Source organism: Vespertiliibacter pulmonis, from assembly GCF_013377275.1.
Classification (GTDB): Bacteria; Pseudomonadota; Gammaproteobacteria; order Enterobacterales; family Pasteurellaceae; genus Vespertiliibacter; species Vespertiliibacter pulmonis.
The window spans coordinates 846,574-867,776 of the sequence record NZ_CP016615.1 but is presented as its reverse complement, the minus strand read 5'-3'; the positions used below and the strand labels follow the sequence as shown (position 1 = coordinate 867,776).

General features: G+C 37.0%; 22 protein-coding genes. 13 read left to right on the top strand and 9 right to left on the bottom strand.

Annotated features, from left to right (window positions below; translation table 11 throughout):
- Nucleotides 1–6: 6 nt before the first annotated feature.
- The 11 genes from A6B43_RS04385 to A6B43_RS04335 all read left to right on the top strand — a co-directional run bounded on the left by A6B43_RS04385 (nt 7) and on the right by A6B43_RS04335 (nt 9,926).
- A complete protein-coding gene (locus A6B43_RS04385; RefSeq protein WP_124211315.1) occupies nt 7–552 on the top strand; it encodes a carboxymuconolactone decarboxylase family protein in 546 nt (181 codons plus the stop codon).
- A 190-nt stretch (nt 553–742) separates the two neighbouring features.
- Nucleotides 743–1,057 (top strand): ribosome silencing factor, encoded by a 315-nt coding sequence (gene rsfS / locus A6B43_RS04380; protein WP_124211314.1) that lies wholly within the window; start codon nt 743–745, stop codon nt 1,055–1,057.
- Nucleotides 1,057–1,524, top strand: coding sequence for a 23S rRNA (pseudouridine(1915)-N(3))-methyltransferase RlmH (gene rlmH, locus A6B43_RS04375; protein ID WP_124211313.1), 468 nt, complete (start codon nt 1,057–1,059; stop codon nt 1,522–1,524). The genes rsfS and rlmH overlap by 1 nt, the downstream gene beginning before the upstream one ends.
- Nucleotides 1,525–1,531: 7 nt before the next feature.
- Nucleotides 1,532–3,508 (top strand): penicillin-binding protein 2, encoded by a 1,977-nt coding sequence (gene mrdA / locus A6B43_RS04370; protein WP_124211312.1) that lies wholly within the window; start codon nt 1,532–1,534, stop codon nt 3,506–3,508.
- Entirely contained in the window at nt 3,501–4,622 is a 1,122-nt protein-coding gene (gene rodA / locus A6B43_RS04365; protein ID WP_124211311.1) for a rod shape-determining protein RodA, read from the top strand. Before mrdA ends, rodA begins: the two co-directional genes overlap by 8 nt.
- Before the next feature lie 91 nt (nt 4,623–4,713).
- Nucleotides 4,714–5,631, top strand: a complete 918-nt coding sequence (locus A6B43_RS08890) for a septal ring lytic transglycosylase RlpA family protein (RefSeq protein ID WP_124211310.1) — start codon at nt 4,714–4,716, stop codon at nt 5,629–5,631.
- A 93-nt stretch (nt 5,632–5,724) separates the two neighbouring features.
- On the top strand, nt 5,725–6,846 hold the full coding sequence (locus A6B43_RS04355) for a serine hydrolase (RefSeq protein WP_418902981.1): 1,122 nt from the start codon (nt 5,725–5,727) through the stop codon (nt 6,844–6,846).
- Between the two features lie 104 nt (nt 6,847–6,950).
- Nucleotides 6,951–7,253, top strand: coding sequence for a DUF493 family protein YbeD (gene ybeD, locus A6B43_RS04350; RefSeq protein ID WP_124211308.1), 303 nt, complete (start codon nt 6,951–6,953; stop codon nt 7,251–7,253).
- Between the two features lie 42 nt (nt 7,254–7,295).
- Complete coding sequence (gene lipB, locus A6B43_RS04345) at nt 7,296–7,955, top strand: lipoyl(octanoyl) transferase LipB (RefSeq protein WP_176672529.1); 660 nt, start codon at nt 7,296–7,298, stop codon at nt 7,953–7,955.
- 11 nt (nt 7,956–7,966) lie between these two features.
- Nucleotides 7,967–8,929, top strand: coding sequence for a lipoyl synthase (gene lipA, locus A6B43_RS04340; RefSeq protein ID WP_124211307.1), 963 nt, complete (start codon nt 7,967–7,969; stop codon nt 8,927–8,929).
- 160 nt (nt 8,930–9,089) lie between these two features.
- Nucleotides 9,090–9,926, top strand: coding sequence for a MurR/RpiR family transcriptional regulator (locus tag A6B43_RS04335; protein WP_124211306.1), 837 nt, complete (start codon nt 9,090–9,092; stop codon nt 9,924–9,926).
- Between the two features lie 49 nt (nt 9,927–9,975).
- Here the strand turns inward: A6B43_RS04335 and A6B43_RS04330 are convergent, their stop codons facing one another.
- From A6B43_RS04330 to A6B43_RS04315, 4 genes are all read right to left on the bottom strand, one after another.
- Nucleotides 9,976–11,004, bottom strand: coding sequence for an ABC transporter permease (locus tag A6B43_RS04330; protein ID WP_124211305.1), 1,029 nt, complete (start codon nt 11,002–11,004; stop codon nt 9,976–9,978).
- 18 nt (nt 11,005–11,022) lie between these two features.
- Nucleotides 11,023–12,567: a sugar ABC transporter ATP-binding protein gene (locus tag A6B43_RS04325; protein ID WP_124211304.1), complete on the bottom strand. Its 1,545-nt coding sequence runs from the start codon at nt 12,565–12,567 to the stop codon at nt 11,023–11,025.
- 63 nt (nt 12,568–12,630) lie between these two features.
- Nucleotides 12,631–13,569 carry a sugar ABC transporter substrate-binding protein gene (locus tag A6B43_RS04320; protein WP_124211303.1) on the bottom strand — a complete coding sequence of 313 codons (939 nt, stop codon included), beginning with the start codon at nt 13,567–13,569 and terminating at the stop codon, nt 12,631–12,633.
- A 265-nt stretch (nt 13,570–13,834) separates the two neighbouring features.
- Nucleotides 13,835–15,346, bottom strand: coding sequence for a CoA-acylating methylmalonate-semialdehyde dehydrogenase (locus A6B43_RS04315; protein WP_124211302.1), 1,512 nt, complete (start codon nt 15,344–15,346; stop codon nt 13,835–13,837).
- Between the two features lie 197 nt (nt 15,347–15,543).
- Here A6B43_RS04315 and iolB point away from each other — a divergent pair, with 197 nt between their 5' ends.
- Nucleotides 15,544–16,365 (top strand): 5-deoxy-glucuronate isomerase, encoded by an 822-nt coding sequence (gene iolB / locus A6B43_RS04310; protein WP_124211301.1) that lies wholly within the window; start codon nt 15,544–15,546, stop codon nt 16,363–16,365.
- 39 nt (nt 16,366–16,404) lie between these two features.
- Here iolB and A6B43_RS04305 read toward each other — a convergent pair whose 3' ends face one another.
- A complete protein-coding gene (locus tag A6B43_RS04305) occupies nt 16,405–17,307 on the bottom strand; it encodes an urea transporter (RefSeq protein WP_124211300.1) in 903 nt (300 codons plus the stop codon).
- A 57-nt stretch (nt 17,308–17,364) separates the two neighbouring features.
- The gene (locus A6B43_RS04300; protein WP_257792863.1) at nt 17,365–17,652 is read right to left on the bottom strand and encodes an IclR family transcriptional regulator C-terminal domain-containing protein; all 288 of its coding nucleotides are present in this window, start codon (nt 17,650–17,652) and stop codon (nt 17,365–17,367) included.
- A gap of 29 nt (nt 17,653–17,681) precedes the next feature.
- On the opposite strand from A6B43_RS04300, the gene A6B43_RS04295 reads away from it, so the two are divergent.
- Nucleotides 17,682–17,969 (top strand): hypothetical protein, encoded by a 288-nt coding sequence (locus A6B43_RS04295; RefSeq protein ID WP_124211298.1) that lies wholly within the window; start codon nt 17,682–17,684, stop codon nt 17,967–17,969.
- Nucleotides 17,970–18,047: 78 nt separating this feature from the next.
- On the opposite strand, the gene A6B43_RS04290 is transcribed toward A6B43_RS04295, so the two are convergent.
- The 3 genes from A6B43_RS04290 to iolE form a co-directional block, all read right to left on the bottom strand.
- Entirely contained in the window at nt 18,048–19,181 is a 1,134-nt protein-coding gene (locus A6B43_RS04290) for a Gfo/Idh/MocA family protein (protein ID WP_124211297.1), read from the bottom strand.
- Nucleotides 19,182–19,259: 78 nt separating this feature from the next.
- A complete protein-coding gene (gene iolG / locus A6B43_RS04285) occupies nt 19,260–20,270 on the bottom strand; it encodes an inositol 2-dehydrogenase (protein ID WP_124211296.1) in 1,011 nt (336 codons plus the stop codon).
- A gap of 1 nt (nt 20,271) precedes the next feature.
- Nucleotides 20,272–21,168 carry a myo-inosose-2 dehydratase gene (gene iolE, locus A6B43_RS04280; protein WP_124211295.1) on the bottom strand — a complete coding sequence of 299 codons (897 nt, stop codon included), beginning with the start codon at nt 21,166–21,168 and terminating at the stop codon, nt 20,272–20,274.
- Nucleotides 21,169–21,203: the final 35 nt, after the last annotated feature.

The window sequence follows — 21,203 nt, the reverse complement described above, 5'->3', positions numbered from 1 at the left end:
CACAAAATGACTCGACTAACAATTCAAACTATCGACAGTGCCGTAGAAGCTTCTGCTGAAATGATGAAAGCAGTAAAAACTGCAAACGGTTTTTTACCTAATTTAGTTGGTGTACTGGCTAACGCCCCTACTGCATTAGAAACCTACCGAACTGTTGGTACTATTAATGGACGCGGCAGCTTAACACCAATTGAACGTGAAGTAGTCCAAATTACCACAGCTGTAACGAATGGCTGTGAATTTTGTATTGCTGGACATAGCGCTATTTCAACAAAAATGGTGAAAATGCCTGCAGATATTTTACAATCAGTTCGCCAAGGAACGACTATTTCAGATCCAAAACTAGAAGCATTAGCACAATTCACTCGTTTAGTGATGGCAGCAAAAGGAAACATTACAGATGCACAATTAGATGCATTTTTCCAAGCTGGCTTTACACAACAAAATGTGCTTGATGTATTAGTTGGAATTAGTGTAGCGACCTTAACTAACTATGCAAATAATTTAGCAAAAACCCCGATTAATCCTGAATTACAAGCATTTGCGCCATAAACTTTAATTGTAATAATCTATCGTAAAATGCCGAAAATATTCTGTTTTCGGCATCACCTTTATCTAATATTTCCCTTCCTTTTCAAGAAATTGAATTTTTCCTTTTATTCCTATTTCCCATCATCTTCTTTCTGTAGAGAACTATTTCTATGCTATAATCTCCGCCTTTTTTAATGAATAACGAATAAAAATGGAACAAAATTTAACAACTTTTCTAACTGAAACCCTAGAAGGGCTAAAAGCACAAGATATTCAAGCAATTGATGTAAGAGGCAAATCAAGTATTACTGACACAATGATTCTCTGTACGGGAACATCTACCCGCCACGTGGCAGCAACGGCAGATAATTTAATTGAAGAAAGTAAAAAAGCAGGTTTTGATGTCTTTGCTCAAGAGGGAAAAAATGTAGCAGATTGGGTTGTAATCGACTTTGGGCAAGCAATCGTCCATATTCTACAACGAGAAAGCCGCGAAATATATCAACTCGAAAAGCTCTGGGCATAATGAAAATACAGCTTATTGCCGTTGGAACAAAAATGCCCGATTGGGTGACAAAAGGTTTTGAAGAATATCAACGCCGTTTCCCAAAAGACATGCCCTTTGAACTGATTGAAATCCCTGCAGGGAAACGGGGTAAAAATGCAGATATTAAACGCATTTTAGAGCTTGAAGGTAAAGCTATGCTTACTGCTGCAGGTAAAGGAAGAATTGTTACCCTTGATATACCAGGTAAACCTTGGACAACTGAACAACTTGCACAACAATTAGAAAATTGGAAAAATGACGGGCGTGATGTGTGCTTACTCATTGGCGGACCCGAAGGACTCTCGCCAGAATGTAAAGCATTGGCAGAACAGAGTTGGTCATTATCACCTTTAACCTTACCACACCCACTGGTACGAGTTGTTGTAGCAGAAAGTTTATACCGCGCGTGGTCGCTTACCACGAATCACCCTTATCACCGAGAGTAGTTGTTAAATGTTTTGGAAAAAACGGACACACACAACACAAGATGATCGTATCCGTAGCGGACAAGCTGAAACAAACTTGTTTGTTCGCCGTGCATTAATTGCCTTTCTTGGCGTGCTAGGACTAACAGCAATCTTATTGACTAATCTTTATCACCTCCAAATTAGAGATTATGAATCTTACCAGACTCGCTCTAATGGTAATCGCATAAAATTGTTACCCATTCCCCCTGCCCGTGGGCTAGTTTATGATCGTAACGGCAAAGTATTAGCAGAAAACATCACATTTTTTGGCTTATATATCGTACCAGAAAAAGTAGATAACCTTGAAGAAACGTTACAAACACTTAAAGAATTAGTAGGCTTAACCGAGCAAGACATCGAAAATTTCCGTAAAGAAAAATTACGTTCTTCACGCTATACACCTATTTTATTAAAGTCTGATCTTAACGAAGAACAGATCGCTCGTTTTTCCGTCAATCAATACCGTTTTCCAAGTCTTGATGTACAACCTTATTTCAAACGAACTTATCCCTATGGTGAAGTGTTAACTCACATTCTTGGTTACGTTGCTAAAATAAACGATAAAGATAAAAAACGCCTGCAAGAATCTGGAAAATACGGTAACTACGCAGGCTCACACGATATTGGCAAACTTGGTATAGAAAAATTCTATGAAGAACAGCTACACGGTAGTACAGGCTTTGAAGAAGTTGAAATTAATAACCGAGGAAAAGTAATCCGTAAATTACGAGATCAACAAGCCGTTGCGGGAGGTAGCATTCGCTTAACTGTAGATATTGAACTACAACGCTATGTAACCTCGCTACTAGGCAATCAAAAAGGCGCTGTAGTTGTTCTCGATCCAAAAGATAACAGCATTATGGCAATGGCTACCAACCCAAGCTATGACAACAATCTCTTTGTCGATGGTATTTCAGGAAAAGACTACAAGCGGTTACTTGAAGATGAAGATCGCCCGCTGTATAGCAGAGCAACACAAGGAACATATCCTCCAGCTTCAACCATCAAACCATTTATGGCAGTTGCAGGGCTAACAGAAGGTAAAATTACGCCAACATCTTCAGTCTTTGACCCTGGTTATTGGGTATTACCTAGTACCACACAACGTTTCCGAGATTGGAAAAAAACAGGGCACGGTAGAACAGATGTTAATAAAGCCATCACAGAATCATCTGATACCTTCTTTTATCAGCTCGCCTATGATATGGGAATTGATAAAATGTCTTATTGGATGAAGCGTTTTGGTTTCGGTGTAAAAACAGGTATAGATATTGCCGAAGAATCTTTAGGGATTATGCCAAATCGTGAATGGAAACAAAAACGCTACAAAAAGCCATGGATTCCTGGCGATACGATTTCAGTCGGTATTGGGCAAGGTTATTGGATCGCAACGCCTTTACAGCTAGCCAAAGCCACTTCCGTTCTGATTAATAACGGCAAAGTGAATACCCCCCATTTAATGATGGAAGTTATGTCGGGTGAGAATCACCCTTACCAAGATCCACTTTTATATGATGATATTAAAGACGTTCCCCCTCGTTTTTGGCACATTGCAAAACAAGGTATGTACAATGTCATCAATGCATCAAACGGTACAGGAAGAAAAGCCTTTGCTGGAGCCCCTTACCGTGCTGCTGGTAAAACAGGGACAGCACAGGTATTTAGCTTGAAGGGTAAAAATTATAATAAAAATGCGATTACAAAAAAACTGCACGACCACGCTTGGTTTACAGGCTTTGCACCTTATGATAACCCAAAAGTAGTTGTATCTGTGATTTTAGAAAATGCTGGAGGTGGCTCAACAGCCGCCGCCCCTGTCGCACGCAAAGTAATGGATTATGTCTTGCGTAATCGACCTACAACACCAGAACTAACAGATAAAAAAGAAGAAAATAGCCCTATTTTGCAAAAAAATTCACCCAACTCACCGCTTGTAACTGATGAAGAGGAATTGAATGAGTAAGTCATTTTTAAATCGATTTTGGAAAATTTTCGCCCTTGATTGGCTACTCATCATCGGGCTACTTGCTATTACAGGATATGGTCTAATTGTACTTTACAGTGCAAGCGGAGCAAATGAACGAATGTTTTTTAATCGCATTATCCAAGTTATACTTGGGCTCAGCTTGATGATCATTATTGCAATGTTTCCACCTCGCTTTTATGAAAAAATTTCCCCTTATTTATACGTTGTTTGTATCGCTTTATTATTGCTCGTTGATGTTGCAGGGGAAATCAGCAAAGGAGCACAACGTTGGCTCAACCTTGGTTTTATTCGTTTTCAACCTTCTGAAATCGCTAAACTATCGGTGCCATTAATGGTCGCAACCTATTTAGGTAACCGTGCCTTGCCACCTAATTTTAAAGATACCTTTATCGCTTTAGCCCTAATTATTATCCCTACATTATTAGTCGCAATACAGCCAGATTTAGGCACTGCAATCCTAGTTTGTGCAGCGGGGGTTTTTGTCCTATTTTTAGCAGGGCTGAGTTGGAAACTTATCGGAGCAGGTATTGTACTCTTAGCAGGATTTCTCCCTATAATGTGGTTTTATCTTATGCACGATTACCAAAAAACACGGGTAATGACGCTACTTGACCCCGAAAAGGATCCTCTCGGGGCTGGCTATCACATTATTCAATCAAAAATTGCAATTGGCTCAGGTGGGTTAGAAGGAAAAGGCTGGATGGAAGGTACACAATCACAGCTCGAATTTTTACCAGAACCTCATACAGATTTCATTTTTGCGGTTTTAGGCGAAGAGCACGGTTTGATTGGTGTACTTATTCTGCTGGCAATTTATCTCTTTATTATTGCTCGAGGGCTAATCATCGGAGCAAAATCCACATCAAGCTTTGGACGTATTTTATCTGGCGGAACAGCCTTGCTCTTTTTCGTCTATGTTTTTGTGAATATCGGTATGGTGAGTGGTATTTTACCCGTAGTTGGCGTACCATTACCGCTATTTAGCTATGGAGGCACGTCCTATGTTACACTAATGGCAGCATTTGGATTAGTGATGTCTGCTTATGTTCACCGAGAACGGGCTGACAAAAGCAACCCCTATAATACCTAAACTCTGCAAACAAGCGGTAACATTTCAGCAAATGTTTGTATTTTGATTATTATATTACTTTCTTTCATATTGAAGAAAGTAGAGGAAAATTATGCAATTAAGCAAAATCATATCATTGTTATTAGGCATACTTATTGCAAGTACGTCTGTTAATACTTTTTCTGCCGAAAAGCAAAATCCATCTAAGCCATCACATACTCAGCGGAAAGCTATTACCAGCACGGCTAAAAAAGCGCAGAATAAAGGGCAAAAGAAAACACAAATCTCTACAATAACAAAGCAAAAAAAATCAACTATTGTAGTTTCATCGGCGACAAAAAAATCTGTCAGCCATAAAAAAGCTCAAGTTCATAATAATAAAGAGCGCAAAAAAACTAATGTAAAAAAAATTACAAACAAAGTGCCATCTCTACAAAAAACGAAAACAACGGCTAAAAAAAATACAACACGGCACAACATAAATATTATTCATAATACAAAAAAACAGTATGGGGTAAACGGTGCAAAGCTGACCCACGTTAAAGTAATAAATAAAACTTACCGCTATCGAGAAAAAAATAAAACTCATACCAGCATTGATAAAGAAAAATCTCGACTATTTAGCCAAACAGGAATAGCAAGTTATTACGGCGGAATGTTTCACGGACGTAAAACAGCAAGCGGCGAGATTTTCAATAAAAATGCTTATACAGCTGCCCATAAAACATTAGCACTCGGCTCTTATGTGTTGGTTACCAACCTCCGTAATGGACGTAAGGTTATTGTTCGAATTAATGACCGTGGACCATTTAGCCATAATCGTATTATTGATCTCTCTGTACAAGCAGCAAAAGAAATTGGAATGCACCATACAGGTATTGCAAAAGTTAAAATAGAAGCAATGCAAGTAGATCGCCAAGGTTATATTTCAGGTAAAGGGGCAGAATCCCTTTATAAATTAGCGAAAAACTCAGGACTATTACTAAAAGTGAAAGGTTCTGGCAAAAATTTCGCCATTAAAGCAGAATAAATTACTTCAATTGAATTAAATCAAACGGAAACTTTTATGTTAAAAAATAGATTACTTCGCTCAACCGCATTATGTTCATTAGCTTTTTCTTCAATGAGCTATGCCAACGGTGAAACCGATTATGGCATTGTAACCCCAACCATCAATGCACAAACTTATGTGTTGATGGATTATAACTCTGGTGCAGTGTTAGCGAGTTTAAACCCTGATCAACGTCAATACCCTGCTAGTTTAACAAAAATGATGACAAGCTATGTCGTGGGTAGTGCCATTAAAAATGGGAAAATTAAAAATGATGACCTCGTTACCATTACAGAAAACTCTTGGGGGCAAAAATTCCCTGGCTCATCAAAAATGTTTTTAAATTTAAATCAACAGGTGCCAGTTAGCCAACTTAATCGAGGTATTATCGTTGTTTCAGGCAACGACGCCTGTGTCGCAATGGCTGAACACCTTTCTGGCTCACAAGCAGCCTTTATTGAAACAATGAATAAATATGTGCAACAGTTTGGTCTGAAGAACACCCATTTTGCCACTGTTCACGGTTTAGATGATCCGAATCAGTACTCCTCTGCACGTGATATGGCAATCATCGGACAGCATATTATTCGTGATCTACCCGAAGAATACCGTATTTATGCAGAAAAAGAGTTCACATTCAATAAAATCAAACAAGCTAACCGTAATGGTTTATTGTGGGATAAAACAATGAATGTAGATGGTATGAAAACAGGCCATACCGATAAAGCAGGTTATAATTTAGTAGCTTCGGCATACGATAGTAATACTCGCTTAATTTCTGTGGTTATGGGTGTTTCTACAATTAAAGGACGTGAAATTGAAAGCAAAAAATTGCTCCAATGGGGATTTACGAATTTTGAAACCGTCAAACCTTTAGCCGCTGGGCAAACTGTATCTGAACAAAGCGTTTACTACGGTGATTTAAATAAAATCCAACTAGGTACATTAAGTGATAAATTCATTACCGTACCAAAAGGAAAAACAGGGGAATTAAAAGCTCGTTATGTCCTTGAGAAAAAAACGCTAGAAGCTCCTCTCGTAAAAGGGCAAGTAGTTGGTAAAATTATTTATCAATTAAATGATAAAGATATTGCCAATATTGATTTACAAGTTATGCAAGACGTTGCAGAAGCTGGTTTTATTGGTAAAACATGGGATTGGCTTGTATTAACTGTTAAAAGCCTTTTTAACTAATGCCCAAATATTCGCTAAAACTTGTAATTAACAAATTTATCCCCATCTAGTAAAAATTGAGAATCTTAATTTAAATATTCTCGTCAAAAGTAAAGGGAAGCAAAATGACTGAACAAAAAACTGTAAACTTAACCGATATTGCACAAGATAAGAAATTAAGGGATCTTCTTGAGTTTCCTTGCTCATTCACCTTTAAAGTAGTCGGTGAAAAACGTGATGGCTTAATTGAAGACGTGATCAAAGAAGTTCAAAAAGTAGTCGCAGGCGATTACGATCCGAGTATAAAAGAGAGTGGCAAAGGAACTTATCATTCCATATCAATCACGATTGAAGCAGATAATATCGATCAAATTGAAACGCTTTATACCGATCTCGCCAAAATTGAAGGCGTGAGAATGGTTCTCTAATTATCAAAAGGGGCAATTTTGCCCCTAATCTAACCGCTTGCAATGATGAATCCAATCTATATTCGCCAACTTGGTATCCAAGATTACCAAGACATTTGGCATAAAATGCAAGAATTTACCGATAATCGTACAGCTGAAACGCCTGACGAAATTTGGTTAGTTCAACACCCTTCCGTCTTTACCCAAGGCTCCGCAGGGAAACCCGAACACCTACTAAATCCAACCCATATTCCTGTGGTGCAATCTGACCGTGGTGGGCAAATTACTTATCACGGACTGGGCCAACAAATAATGTATGTTTTAATTGATATTAAACGGCATAAAGCACAAGGAAATGATCTCAATGTTCGCCAATTGGTTACCGCTCTAGAACAAACCGTCGTCAAAACATTAGCTGATTATGGCATCAAATCTTACCCAAAGCCAGATGCTCCCGGTGTTTATGTTGATCAGCGGAAAATCTGCTCATTAGGGCTACGAATCCGTAAAGGTTGCTCTTTCCACGGGCTTGCTCTTAATATCAATATGGATTTAACCCCATTTCACCATATTAATCCTTGTGGCTACGCGGGGTTAGAAATGTGCCAACTTGCTGATTTTATATCTAGTGAACAAGCTAACTGTGATTTAGTTTCTCCTAAATTGGTAAATTACTTTACACAAATTCTAGGTTACAATAGCCAACAAATTATTAATCAATAGGATAATTACAAATGGGTACACCATTTAAAATGGAGCGTGGCGTTAAATATCGTGATGCCGCCAAAACCTCTATTATTCCCGTCAAAAATATTGACCCAAACCAAGAACTACTCAAAAAACCTGAATGGATGAAAATCAAACTTCCAGCCAGCTCAGAACGTATTCAAAATATCAAAAATGGAATGCGTCGCCACGGGCTGCATTCAGTCTGTGAAGAAGCCTCTTGTCCAAATTTACACGAATGTTTTAACCACGGTACTGCAACCTTTATGATTATGGGTGCAATCTGTACTCGCCGCTGCCCATTCTGTGATGTTGCACACGGCAAGCCATTGCCTCTCGATCAAGATGAACCACGCAAATTAGCTGAAACTATTCAAGATATGAAACTAAAATATGTGGTCATTACCTCTGTTGATCGTGATGATCTACCTGATCGTGGTGCAGGTCATTTCACTGCTTGCGTGAGAGAAATCCGTGCTTTAAACCCGGGCATCAAAATTGAAATACTTGTTCCCGATTTTCGTGGACGTATTGAACAAGCAATTGAAATTCTCAAAGAGAACCCACCTGATGTGTTCAACCACAATCTAGAGAATGTACCTCGTTTGTACCGTGAAATCCGCCCTGGAGCAGATTACAATTGGTCATTAAAGCTATTGCAAGAATTTAAAAGAGCTTTTCCTGACATTCCAACAAAATCAGGCATTATGGTTGGGCTTGGTGAAACAAACGATGAAATTTTAGAAGTGATGCGAGATTTACGCTCTCACGGCGTCACAATGCTAACCCTAGGGCAGTATTTGCAACCAAGCCGCCATCACTTACCCGTAGCACGTTATGTTCACCCAACAGAGTTTGATATGTTCCGTGAAGAAGCCAATCAAATGGGCTTTGAACATGCCGCTTGCGGACCATTTGTCCGTTCCTCTTATCACGCCGATCTCCAAGCAAGCGGTAAGATCGTCAAATAACTTTGCAATTAGATATAAAGGTCTTTTAGCCTTTATATCTAATCTTTCCTTATATGTTTTATTAAAGTATAAATGTGTTATTTTGTAAAAATAACACAATATCTCACAGCTTATCGCTATAATAAATCATTTAATTTTAGCCTGTGGAATACCTATTACAATGAATGAACCAACTCAATTAACTCATCTACAAGAAGAAATTCGGCTTCGATACGACACACTTAGCAAACGCCTAAAACAAGTTGCAGAATATGTACTCGATAATAGTAATAGTGTTGTATTTGATACAGTTTCAACAATTGCAGAACGAGCTAATGTTCCGCCATCTACCCTAATTCGTTTTGCCAACGCCTTTGGGTTTAAAGGCTTTAATGAGTTAAAACAGCTATTTCGTCAAAATCTGATGGAAGAACGGGTAAACTATACTGAGCGAGCACAACTATTTCAGCAAATGAATTCAACATTAAATGAAGATACCAACATATCTACACAAATTCTTAGATTATTTGTACACGGAAATAGCCAAACATTACAACAGCTTTCTAATCAGATAACCGAAGAGCAACTAGATACTGCAACAAAATTATTAAATAATGCAAATCGTATTTTTATTGTCGGCCTAAAACGCTCTTTTAGTATTGCTAGCTATCTGAACTATGCATTACATCACTTAGATTATGATGCAATTCTCATTGATGGTTTAGGCGGTATGTTTGATGAACAGCTAAATAGGGTAAAGGAAGGGGATTTAGTCATTGCTATTAGCTTTTCACCTTATGCCAATGAAACGCTTAATGTCATTAATGCTACAGCTAAAATTGGTGTGAAACATATTGCAATTACAGATAGCCAGCTTAGTCCACTACTTGCATTTAGCGATGTATCATTTATTGTAAAAGAAGCTCAAATTAATGGATTTAGATCACAATGCTCTACGATGACGCTAGTTCAAACTTTAGTTGTTTCACTAGCAATGAAAAAAGTAGCTCACAATTAATAAAAATAAGGCTGATTGAATTAATCAGCCTATATATACCAATTTATAATTAAATTGCTCCTCGACGGCTTTTCGCATAAGTATCAAAAGACACCGCCAAAATGATGATAACACCCATAATAATTTGTTGATAATAGGCAGATACATCCATTAGCACTAATCCATTAATCAAGACTCCCATGATAATTGAACCAAAAATTGTGCCCGTTATACGACCATATCCCCCCATTAAAGACGTTCCACCAATAACAACCGAAGCTATCACTCTCAATTCAAAAGCAACACCAGCAACCGATTCTGCACTACCAAGCCTTGCACTGAGAATAAATCCAGCTAATCCTGCTAAAGCTCCCATAACAACATACACACTCACTAAAGTACGATTAATATTAACTCCAGCTAAACGAGCCGCCTCTGGATTGCCTCCCACTGAGTAAACATAGCGTCCCCAACGAGTTTTATGTAAAGCAAAATAACCAATAATTGCAACAATACAGAAAATAATTACAGGTACAGGAATACCCAATAATATTCCACGTCCCCACCAACGATAACTTTCATCAAATCCAGCAATAGGAGAGCCATTATTAATAACAAGAGTCAGCCCACGCCATATAGTCATTCCCCCTAGCGTTACGATAAAAGGAGGTAATTTTAATTTAGTTACCCCTAAACCATTTAACCACCCAATAAGAGTACCTAGCACTAAACATATAATCAGGCCTATAATACCACTCATTCCACCCCAAGCACCCGCTTCGACAGTAACCGTATTACTTCCTTTTATAATATAAGCTGCAAACATTGCACAAACTGCAAGAATTGATCCTACTGAAAGATCAATACCAGCAGTTAAAATTACAAATGTCATTCCTACTGCCATAATACCGAAAATCGAAACTTCAGTGAGAATATTGAAAATATTACGTTGTGATAAAAATGCACTATTTTGTGATTGAAAAAAAACGACAAGTAGAATTAGAAATATAAGCACACCAAATCGCTCGAAAAATGCAATAAAATCTATTTGCCCTTTCTCATCAACAATACCTAAATTTCTTAGAAACATTGAAGACATAACATACTCCTGTTTTAGTTAATGGACAGCGGTATGCTGAATACCTACTGCCATCATTGACATTAATTTCTCTTCGGTTGCCTCATCACCATGCAACTCTCCTGTTACTTTACCTTCTGATAAGGTAATAATACGGTCTGAAATCGCCATAATTTCTGGTAAATCAGATGAGATGACCAATACTGCGACACCTTTTTTTGCCATATCAAATAGTACTTGGTGTACTTCAGATTTTGCGCCTACATCAATCCCTCGAGTAGGCTCATCCACAATAAGAACTTTAGGATTAAGTGCCATACAACGAGCAAGAATAACTTTTTGTTGGTTTCCACCTGATAACTTACGTGCTTCTAATTCACTACTTGCCATTTTTATTCGCAATGCTTTTTGATAAACATCAATTAGATTATTCTCTTTATTCTCATCAACAAGCCACCTAAACTTTAACAAATTACGTAATGTAGGCAACGTCATATTGGTACGAATAGACAGACCTAATACAAGCCCTTCTTTTTTACGATCTTCTGGAACAAGTGCAACACCTTTTTCAAGAGCATCAAGCGGTGAGATAGCATGATATGGCTTGCTATTTAAACTAATTTCATCTGCAGTATATTTTTCTACCCCGAATAGGCAACGTGCAATTTCTGTTCGGCCTGCTCCCACCAATCCTGCAATGCCTAGAACCTCTCCTTCGTGAAGGTTGAAAGAAATACCATGTAATGCAATACCATGCGGATCAAGTGCAGGTTTTTCTCTATGAAGGTTTTTAACAGAAAGCACTATAGGACGGTGAGTATGGTGTGTGTCTTGTGGAGGACGGCGAGTAAAAGCAACTGAACGCCCCACCATCATTTTAATAATATTATCAACCGTTGTTTCAGAAACATTACCTTCTCCAGAATAACGCCCATCTTGAAAAACTGTGAAACGATCACAAAGCGCAAAAACTTCATTTAAACGGTGTGTAACATAGATAACACTAATACCTCGTTTTTTAAGATCTCGAACAATCTGATGAAGGGTTTCTACTTCTTTATCACTCAACGCTGCAGAAGGTTCGTCCATAATAATTAACTTTGCATTTAACGTCATTGCTCGGGCAATTTCAACCATCTGCTGCTGTGCAACACTTAATCTAGAAACTTGTGTATCTGGGGAAATATTTAAACCTAAATTATCCAATACAATTTTGGCTTCTTCATTTACCGCCTTTTCATTAACAAATAACCCTTTTCTTGGCTCCCTTCCAAGAAAAAAGTTCTCTGCAACAGTCATATTAGGTAATAAATTAAACTCCTGATAAATAGTTACAATCCCCTTAAACTGGCGATCAAATGGTGTATCATTAACACTTAGTTTCTCATCATTAAAAAAAATATCGCCACTCGTTTGAGGCTGGGCTCCTGATAAAGATTTTAGCAATGTGGACTTACCTGCCCCATTCTCACCTAATAATGCGTGAACTTCACCTTTACCTACTGTAAGTTTCACACCATTAAGAGCCATTATTCCTGAAAAACTTTTCGTTAGATCTCTTACTACTAATAAAGGTTCGGTCATATACCCCCCTAACGTTAAAAATAGCTTTTCAAATAATGAAACTTGAAAAGCTAGAAATCCAAATTACTCACTTACCTCAGAAAAACGTTCTGCTTCTTGAAGATTCTCTTTTGAAATTACCTTAGGAGCATAATCAGCACCAGACACTTCTTTTTTATCACGAATATTGCCAACCACTTGCTCTAACGCAGAACTAACTGCATAGCCAGGACGTTGATCTGCCGTTAAAAATAGCCACCCATCTTTAATACGAGCAAGCGCTTCTGGCACAGCATCAAAGCCAGTTACCAAAATATCACCAGCTTTATAACCTTGGCTTTTCAACGCTTCAACCGCACCTAGTGCCATATCATCATTAGCTGCAATAATCACATCTGGCTTAGTTTTTAATGTTGGGAGTACGCTTTCAATAATACGCAATCCTTCAGAACGTAACCAATTTCCTGTCTGATCAACAATAATTTGATACTTCTCCCCACCAACAGTTAATTCGTCACGAATACCCTTTGTTCGTTCAATATTAGACGTTGAACCAGGCTGTCCAGTTAACAAAATAATTTTTGCTCCATTTGGATATTTTGTTTTGATTGCTTTAGCAATTTCTTGCCCACCTGTATAGTTGTTTGCACCAAAATGTGGAACAGGCTTGCTACTTTGAACTTTGCGATCTAACGTTGCAGCAGGAATATTCTCACTAATAATTTCTTCCACTGCTGCCGAAATAGCATTAACATCATTAGGCGAAATAACAACACCTTTAGCACCACGTGTAATTGCATTTTCTAAATCAGATGCTTGCTTAGTTGATGAACTTTGTCCGTCTAACACTTGTAACTTTATATCTAGTTTCTGACTCGTTTCAATCGCTACTTTTTGTAGCTGAACTTCAAACGGGCTCGATAAATTTGGTAAACTAAATACAACAAGCTCATCTTTAGCAAAAGTATTTGTTGCTAACGCTAGCGTTAATGTACTTAATGCTAATTTAAAATGCATTTTCATCACATAGTCCTCTTATTATAAGTAAACGTAACTTGGTATTTCATACCGCACAAATCATTAGAATTTTATTTTTATAAAAAACAAAAATGAAATAAAAAAACCAAAAACATGCTATCAGCATTTCATTACTATATCTATGGATTTGTGTCAAATTTGTTAAATAGATCACGTTTTTTAGTGTATAAAAATAAAAAAGCAGCTCGCCTTACCTAAAATTTTTACAAAACCCTAAGTCAAACTCACCGCTTTCTAAATAATATTATAATTAAAGCGTTGGCATACTAAATGAAACGTGGCTTCTTATACTGCTATCAGGCCAACGAGTTGTTATTGTTTTCATTTTTGTATAAAAACGTACGCCATCTGTGCCATATACATTTAATGGACCAAAAATCGATGCCTTCCAACCACCAAAACAATGAAATGCCATTGGTACAGGAATAGGAATATTCACCCCAACCATACCTGTTTGTACATCTTGTGTAAATTGCCGTGCCACATCACCATTACTCGTAAAAATAGTACTTCCATTACCATAATGATGCCCATTTATAATAGACATTGCCTCTGCATAATCTTTTGCTCTAACAACACATAGCACTGGACCAAAAATTTCTTCCTGATAGATAGTCATCTGAGGTGTAACCCTATCAAACAAGGTTCCACCAATAAAATAACCATTTTCATAGCCTTCTACTGTATAATTTCTTCCATCAACACACAAAGTTGCACCTTGCTCAATACCTTGAGTAATATAGCTTTCAATTTTAGCTTTATGCTCTTTAGAAATAACAGGCCCCATATCATTTTCAGGTTGATCACTAGCTAAAATTCCTGCTCCTATTTTTAATGCTTTGATCTTAGGAATCAGTTCCTCAATAATTTTATCTGCCATTTGATCACCAACAATAACAGCAACAGAAAGAGCCATACAACGTTCTCCTGCGGCACCAAAAGCGGCACTTAATAGTGAATTCGCTGTATTTTGAATATTTGCATCGGGCATAATTAAAGCATGATTTTTTGCCCCACCAAGTGCCTGCACTCGCTTGCCATTTGCTGATCCTTTTTCATAAATATATTGTGCAATTGCTGTTGATCCCACAAAACTCACCGCTTGAATACGTGGATCTGTCAGTAAAATATCCACAGCTTCCTTATCACCTTGAATAACATTAAATACCCCATCAGGTAATCCTGCTTCTTTTAACAACTCAGCCAAACGGATAGACACAGAAGGGTCTTTTTCTGATGGTTTTAATACAAATGTATTTCCACAAGCCAAAGCCACAGGAAACATCCACATCGGTACCATTGCAGGGAAATTAAAAGGTGTAATCCCCGCAACAACACCTAATGGCTGTTGGATAGAATGAATATCAATACCTCGTCCAGCATTGGAAGAAAATTCCCCTTTTTGTAAATGTGGAATTCCGGTTGCAAATTCAACTACTTCTAATCCTCTAGTAAGTTCACCAACAGCATCTGAATAGACCTTACCATGTTCAATACTAATTAAACGTGCTAATTCATCAAAATGTTCTTCAAGTAATGTCTTAAATTTAAATAAAATTCTTGCTCTACGTAATGGTGAAATTTTCGACCATACAGGAAAGGCTTGTGTAGCAGCTGAAATAGCCTCATCAACCTCTCCAGCCGTACTTAATTTAACTTGTTTAATTACTTGTCCAGTTGCAGGATTAAAAACTGAAGTAATACGTTGGCTTTCGCTCTCGACTATAACTCCATTAATAAAATTTTTAACAAATTCACTCATTATCTTGTTCCTCACTAAGATCTAAAAAGAAATAATAAAATAACGGTACCCCAAATTATGAAACAATTCAATCAAATTAATAAAAAATAAAAAAAATATTTTATTTTTGTGATCTATGTATAATCTTTGAGTTTTATAAGTATGAAATCAGATAAAAATTTTTTATGATAGATTAGTTTCTATATTATGAGGTTTATATGAGCTATCTTCTTTCTAAAAAACAAACAGGAAAAATAAAAATTCAAGACATCACACCAGAAAATGCAAATTGGGAATACGTTGGTTTTTCCGTTTATCAGTTAACAGATCAACAGGAAATAGAACTAGATAGCGGAGATAATGAACTCTGTCTAGTATGGGTTTCTGGTAAAGGAACAGCTCAGGTAGAGCAATATACATTTAAAGATATTGGAAACAGGCAAAGTCCATTTGAACGCATTCCGCCTTATGCTCTCTATATTCCACATCATAAACATATCAAAATTATTGCAAACGGGTCTCTAGAACTTGCTGTGTGTAAAGCCCCAAGCTCTTCTGATAAATTCCCTGTTCACTTAATTACCCCACAAGAAATTGGTGTAGAACAACGGGGAGTTGGAAATAATCAACGATTAGTACACAATATTTTACCTGAGACTGAACCAGCAGAACGCCTACTAGTCGTTGAAGTATTTACTAATGAAGGAAATACCAGTTCCTACCCAAGCCATAAACATGATCAAAAAAATGATCCAAATGAAACCTATTTAGAAGAAACCTACTATCATCGATTTAACCCTGAACAAGGATTTGCATTACAAAGAGTTTATACTGATGATCGTAGCCTTGATGAATGTATGGCAGTATATGATAAAGATGTAGTCAAAGTACCAAAAGGATATCACCCCGTAGCAACCATCGCTGGTTATGATAACTACTATCTAAATGTAATGGCAGGGCCTATTCGCCAATGGAAATTTAGCTGGGAAGCTGATCATCAATGGGTCAATTCGGAAATATATGCCAACAACAAGCGGTAAGATCTAAAAAATAATTGCTTATGTAGCAACTTATCACATTCATTTTCGATTGTAATCATATAATTGGTTCAACCCCAAAACGATCCATGTGGTCAAGACAAATGGGAAAGTAAAAGCTGGTAGTTGCCATAGGTTTAATATGTCGGTAAGGATAATTTGTAGCCAAATACACAACAAGCTAGCAAAAGGAATTAATTTCCAAAAACGAGCTGAAGGTAAAAATACTGCCAAAGCAAGCCCCACAAGAACGGGGTTGAAACCAAATAACCCTTGATGAAAAAATTGAATATCTACCCCAAGTAGATACCAAATAACACAGCAAAATAGCGTACAACAAAGGGTCTTAAAAAATAGATGTCGTCCAGCAAAGAGTATTCCTAACATAATTAGTCCACCACTTACACGGCTTTCTCCGAAAAAAACTTGATGGAAAGGCAGTGTAAGTGCGTAAATTAACTCTTGGGTAAAATCTTGAGGGTGAAATACGATTTCTGTGGCTTCAATATGCCAATGAAAGTGGTGGATAATTAGAATCCATCCCCACGAAATAGCCACAAACGGAAAAGTAAAAATGGGAATTTTCCGTTTTTCAAACCACGGGGCAAGAAGATATTGAAAATACGTTGTCATTCCCGCTGATAAAATACTCCCCCCCCACCAAAATGGCATATCTAAAAATACGGCAATCGCTAAAGCTGAAAGAGCTGCATTATAACCATTAAGTCCTTTTACCGTTTTTTCACTCTCTTGAAAATGGAATAGCCCGATAAGTGTTCCAATACAAGCGCCTAAAAGTAATGCTAACAAGGCTTTTAATGAAAAAAATCCTATGGCAATCAAAAAAAGAATGCCGATGAACGGGCTTTCAATCAGCATAATTTGTGAAATACTATTTAAAATAGCAGAGGCAAAAAAGTAATTATTAAGTAATTTAAATTTCATTCTTTATTATTCTAAGTCATTATAAACAAAGCGAAATAATAGCATAGCTCAACGTATTTAAAACGATTGATTACTATCCCAGCCTAATTCTTTGGAAATAGCTTGAGCAGTACGTTGAATCTCAGTAAGCACCATTTTTAAATTTAGCTGTGCCAATTTATAGGTTGAAACAGAAATAGAAATGGCATATTCCACGCGATTATTCAAATTAAAAATCGGGCAAGCTACACAAACTACACCAAGTTCATTTTCTTCACGATCCATTGCAAAACCTTCTACTCTGATCTCTGCTAACTCATTTTTCATTAATTCAATATCTGTAATTGTATTCTTGTTATACGAGATCGCTTCCCTGTTGCTGAAGGATAAACAAAATGTTACTTATTGTGATATTTTCACTTGCCACCGAATATTTTGCTTCAATGCTCACCTTAAATACCATATTAGAAAGTAAATCTAAAATTAGACAAGTAGAAGAAACTGGCTGTTCAGGTGCTACATTGATGGCAATGAAAGGGCTCAACGAATCAAATAGCTCAATGGATATGCTAAATACATCAATGCAATATTTTTACCCCAACGCCGAAAATTTTAATGCCTATCAACAAAAATACCAACGTTACCAAAAGCTAGTCATAGCCCTAAAAACCTTAAACGATTAAACTAACAAGCGGTGGTTTATGGGTAAAATTTACCATCAAACGACCGCTTGAATTATTTATATAAATACAGTTATATTTTTAAATTTCACTAATTTCAACCCAGCGCTTTTGTTCTGCTGATATTGCAATGGCTTCAAGAACTTTAGAAACTTTGTACCCTTCTTCAAAATCAGGCCACATTTTATCGTTAGCAGCAATACCATTCACAAGATCTCGGATTTCAACCGCTTTTTGGTCATTAAATCCGATACCATGCCCTGCACTAATACAAAATTGTGCATAGTCGGGATGTTCAGGTCCAACTAGAATGGTTTTAAACCCTTGACGAGAAGTTTCATCGCTGTGTAAATAGAGTTTTAGTTCCGCCATTCTTTCTTGAGTATAGGTGAGAGTACCTTTTGTACCTGTAACAACATAAGTTAAACCCATTTTTCTACCGCAGGCAATTCGAGAACTTTCAATCGTTCCCATAACACCATTAGCAAAACGAACAAGGGCAGCGGCTTGATCTTCATTTTCAACAGAAATCATGTCACTTAAATTATTGGGATTTGGACGCTTTTTAATAACCGTTTGCATATCCCCAACAACGCTTACAATTTCTTCTCCAACTAAATAATGAGCCATATTAACAATATGTGCAGCTAGATCACCCAATGTGCCTAAACCCGCTTTATCTTTGTAACAATGCCAATCTATGGGAGAATTTGAGTCAGCGAGATAATCTTCATTATGGGTACCGTAGAAATGGATAATATCGCCAATTTCACCATTTTGAATAATTTCTCTCGCTAATTGAGATGTTGGGTTTTTTACATAGTTAAAACCAACTAACGTTTTAACCCCTGCTTTTTTAGCTGCTTCGACCATTTCTTTAGCATCTTGTGCCGTTAATGCTAATGGTTTTTCAGAATAGACATGCTTTCCATGAGCAATAGCTGCAAGCGCAATCTCTTTATGTAGAAAATTAGGCGTACAAATATCAACCACATCAACATTAGGATCTGCTACTAATTTTTTCCAGTTATCCGTTGCTCTTGCAAATCCAAATTCTTGTGCTTTTTGTTCGGCAAGATCTTGGTTGATCTCTGCAAGGTATTCTAATTGTAATTCTCCTTTTAAAGGAAAAACCGTGGGTGCTTGAGCATAAGCAATCGCATGACAACGTCCAATATATCCTGTTCCAACTAAGCCAATTCTTACTTTTTTCATACTAAATCTACCTATTTATTGAAAAAATAAGCGGTGAAATTCTGCAAATATTTTGCTAATTTCACCGCTTTATATTAATTATTCAATTTCACTCAGTTTAACTGGACGCCCTTCATCAAGAGATTTCTTAGCCGCAATTGCAATCCGTACAGGCTGTAAACCATCATTTCCAGTAACTAATGTAGGCTCATTATTTATGATAGCATTCACAAAACTTGCTATTTCATCGGCAAAAGATTGCATATATCTTTCCAAGAAAAAATATTTTGGTTTTTCTGTAATAACGCCATTTTCACAAGAATATACTGCTGTAGAATCTGTATCATTACGAGTTTGAATCGCTCCTTTTGAACCAAACACTTCTGCACGTTGATCGTACCCATAAACCGCTTTACGACTATTATCTATTACACCAATTGCATTATTCGCTAATTTTAAGGTAATAACTGCCGTGTCAATATCACCCACATGGCCAATTTCTGGATTAATCAACACGCCGCCAACCGCATAGACTTCGACAACTTCACTCCCTGATAAATAACGGACCATATCAAAATCATGGATTGTCATATCAAAAAACATTCCACCTGATACTTTTACATATTCAATTGGTGGGGCATCAGGATCACGAGAAGTTACTCTAATTAGGTGAGGTTCTCCAATATCTCCATTAACTACACGATGTTTAATTGCTTTAAAATTATGATCAAAACGGCGATTAAATCCAACTTGGAATTTAACACCTGCTTCTTTTACTTCTGCCAATACTTCTTTTATCCGATTAATATCCGCATCAACGGGCTTTTCACAAAAAATATGTTTGTTAGCTCGAGCAGCTTCAATAGATATTGGTGCATGCGTATTCGTAGAAGAGCAAACTAATACGGCATCGATTTCTGGATCATTCAATATATTATGATAATCATCATAAACATTTTTTATCCCCATTTCAGTAGCCCATTTATTAAGCTCCTCTGTAACCTTAATATCTGAAATCGCTTTAACTTCCGCTCCCTTCACATACTTTGAAATACTTTCTGCATGTACTCTGCCAATACGTCCAGCCCCTATAATTCCTAATTTCAACATACTAAACTCCTGCAATTTCACGAATATATTGACGACCTTTTAATGCATATTCAAATGGATTAGCAACCGCAGGATCTTGCTCTGCTTCTACAACCATCCAACCTTTATAATTATTTTTTTCTAAAATATCAAAAATAGGTTTAAAATCGATCACACCATCACCTGGGACAGTAAACGTTCCTTTTTTAACGCCTTCTAAAAAACTCAAATTATTTTCTTTAACTTCAGCAACAATTTCATCTCTCACATCTTTTAGATGAACATGAATAATACGATCAATATATTTATTGAGAACATCAAGCATTGCTTGCTGACTTCCTTCAGAATAATAAATATGTCCAGAATCGAATAAAAGATAGACATCATCATTGACTTCTGCCATATAGCGATCTATTTCGGAAGGTGTTTGGATACCTGTTCCCATATGATGATGTAAACATACTTTCATTCCTTTTTCTGCAGCTAATTTTGCTAGTTCATTGTAACCTTCAGCAAGCCGCTTCCAATCTTCATCACTAAATACCGGTTTATCATTAAATACGGATTTAGGCGTTCCTTGGATACTCTGGCTTTGTTCAGAACAACCTATGACTTTTGCACCCATCGCATTTAGAAAATCACGGTGTTTAATGAATGCAGCAATTGTTTCTTCTTTCTTACCCTCTACAAAAAACGTACTAAACCAAGCATTACAAATTTGAATACCTCTAATATCTAGCTTATGTTTTAGCTCAGAAATATCACGTGGATATTTATTTCCTACTTCACAACCTGTGTAACCTGCTAAAGCCATTTCACTAATACATTGCTCAAATGTATTTTCTGCACCTAGCTCTGGTAAATCATCGTTCGTCCAACCAATCGGCGCTATACCAAGTTGAATATTTTCCGCTCTCATTATAAAACTCCCATAGAAAAGTAATTTGTGCCAAC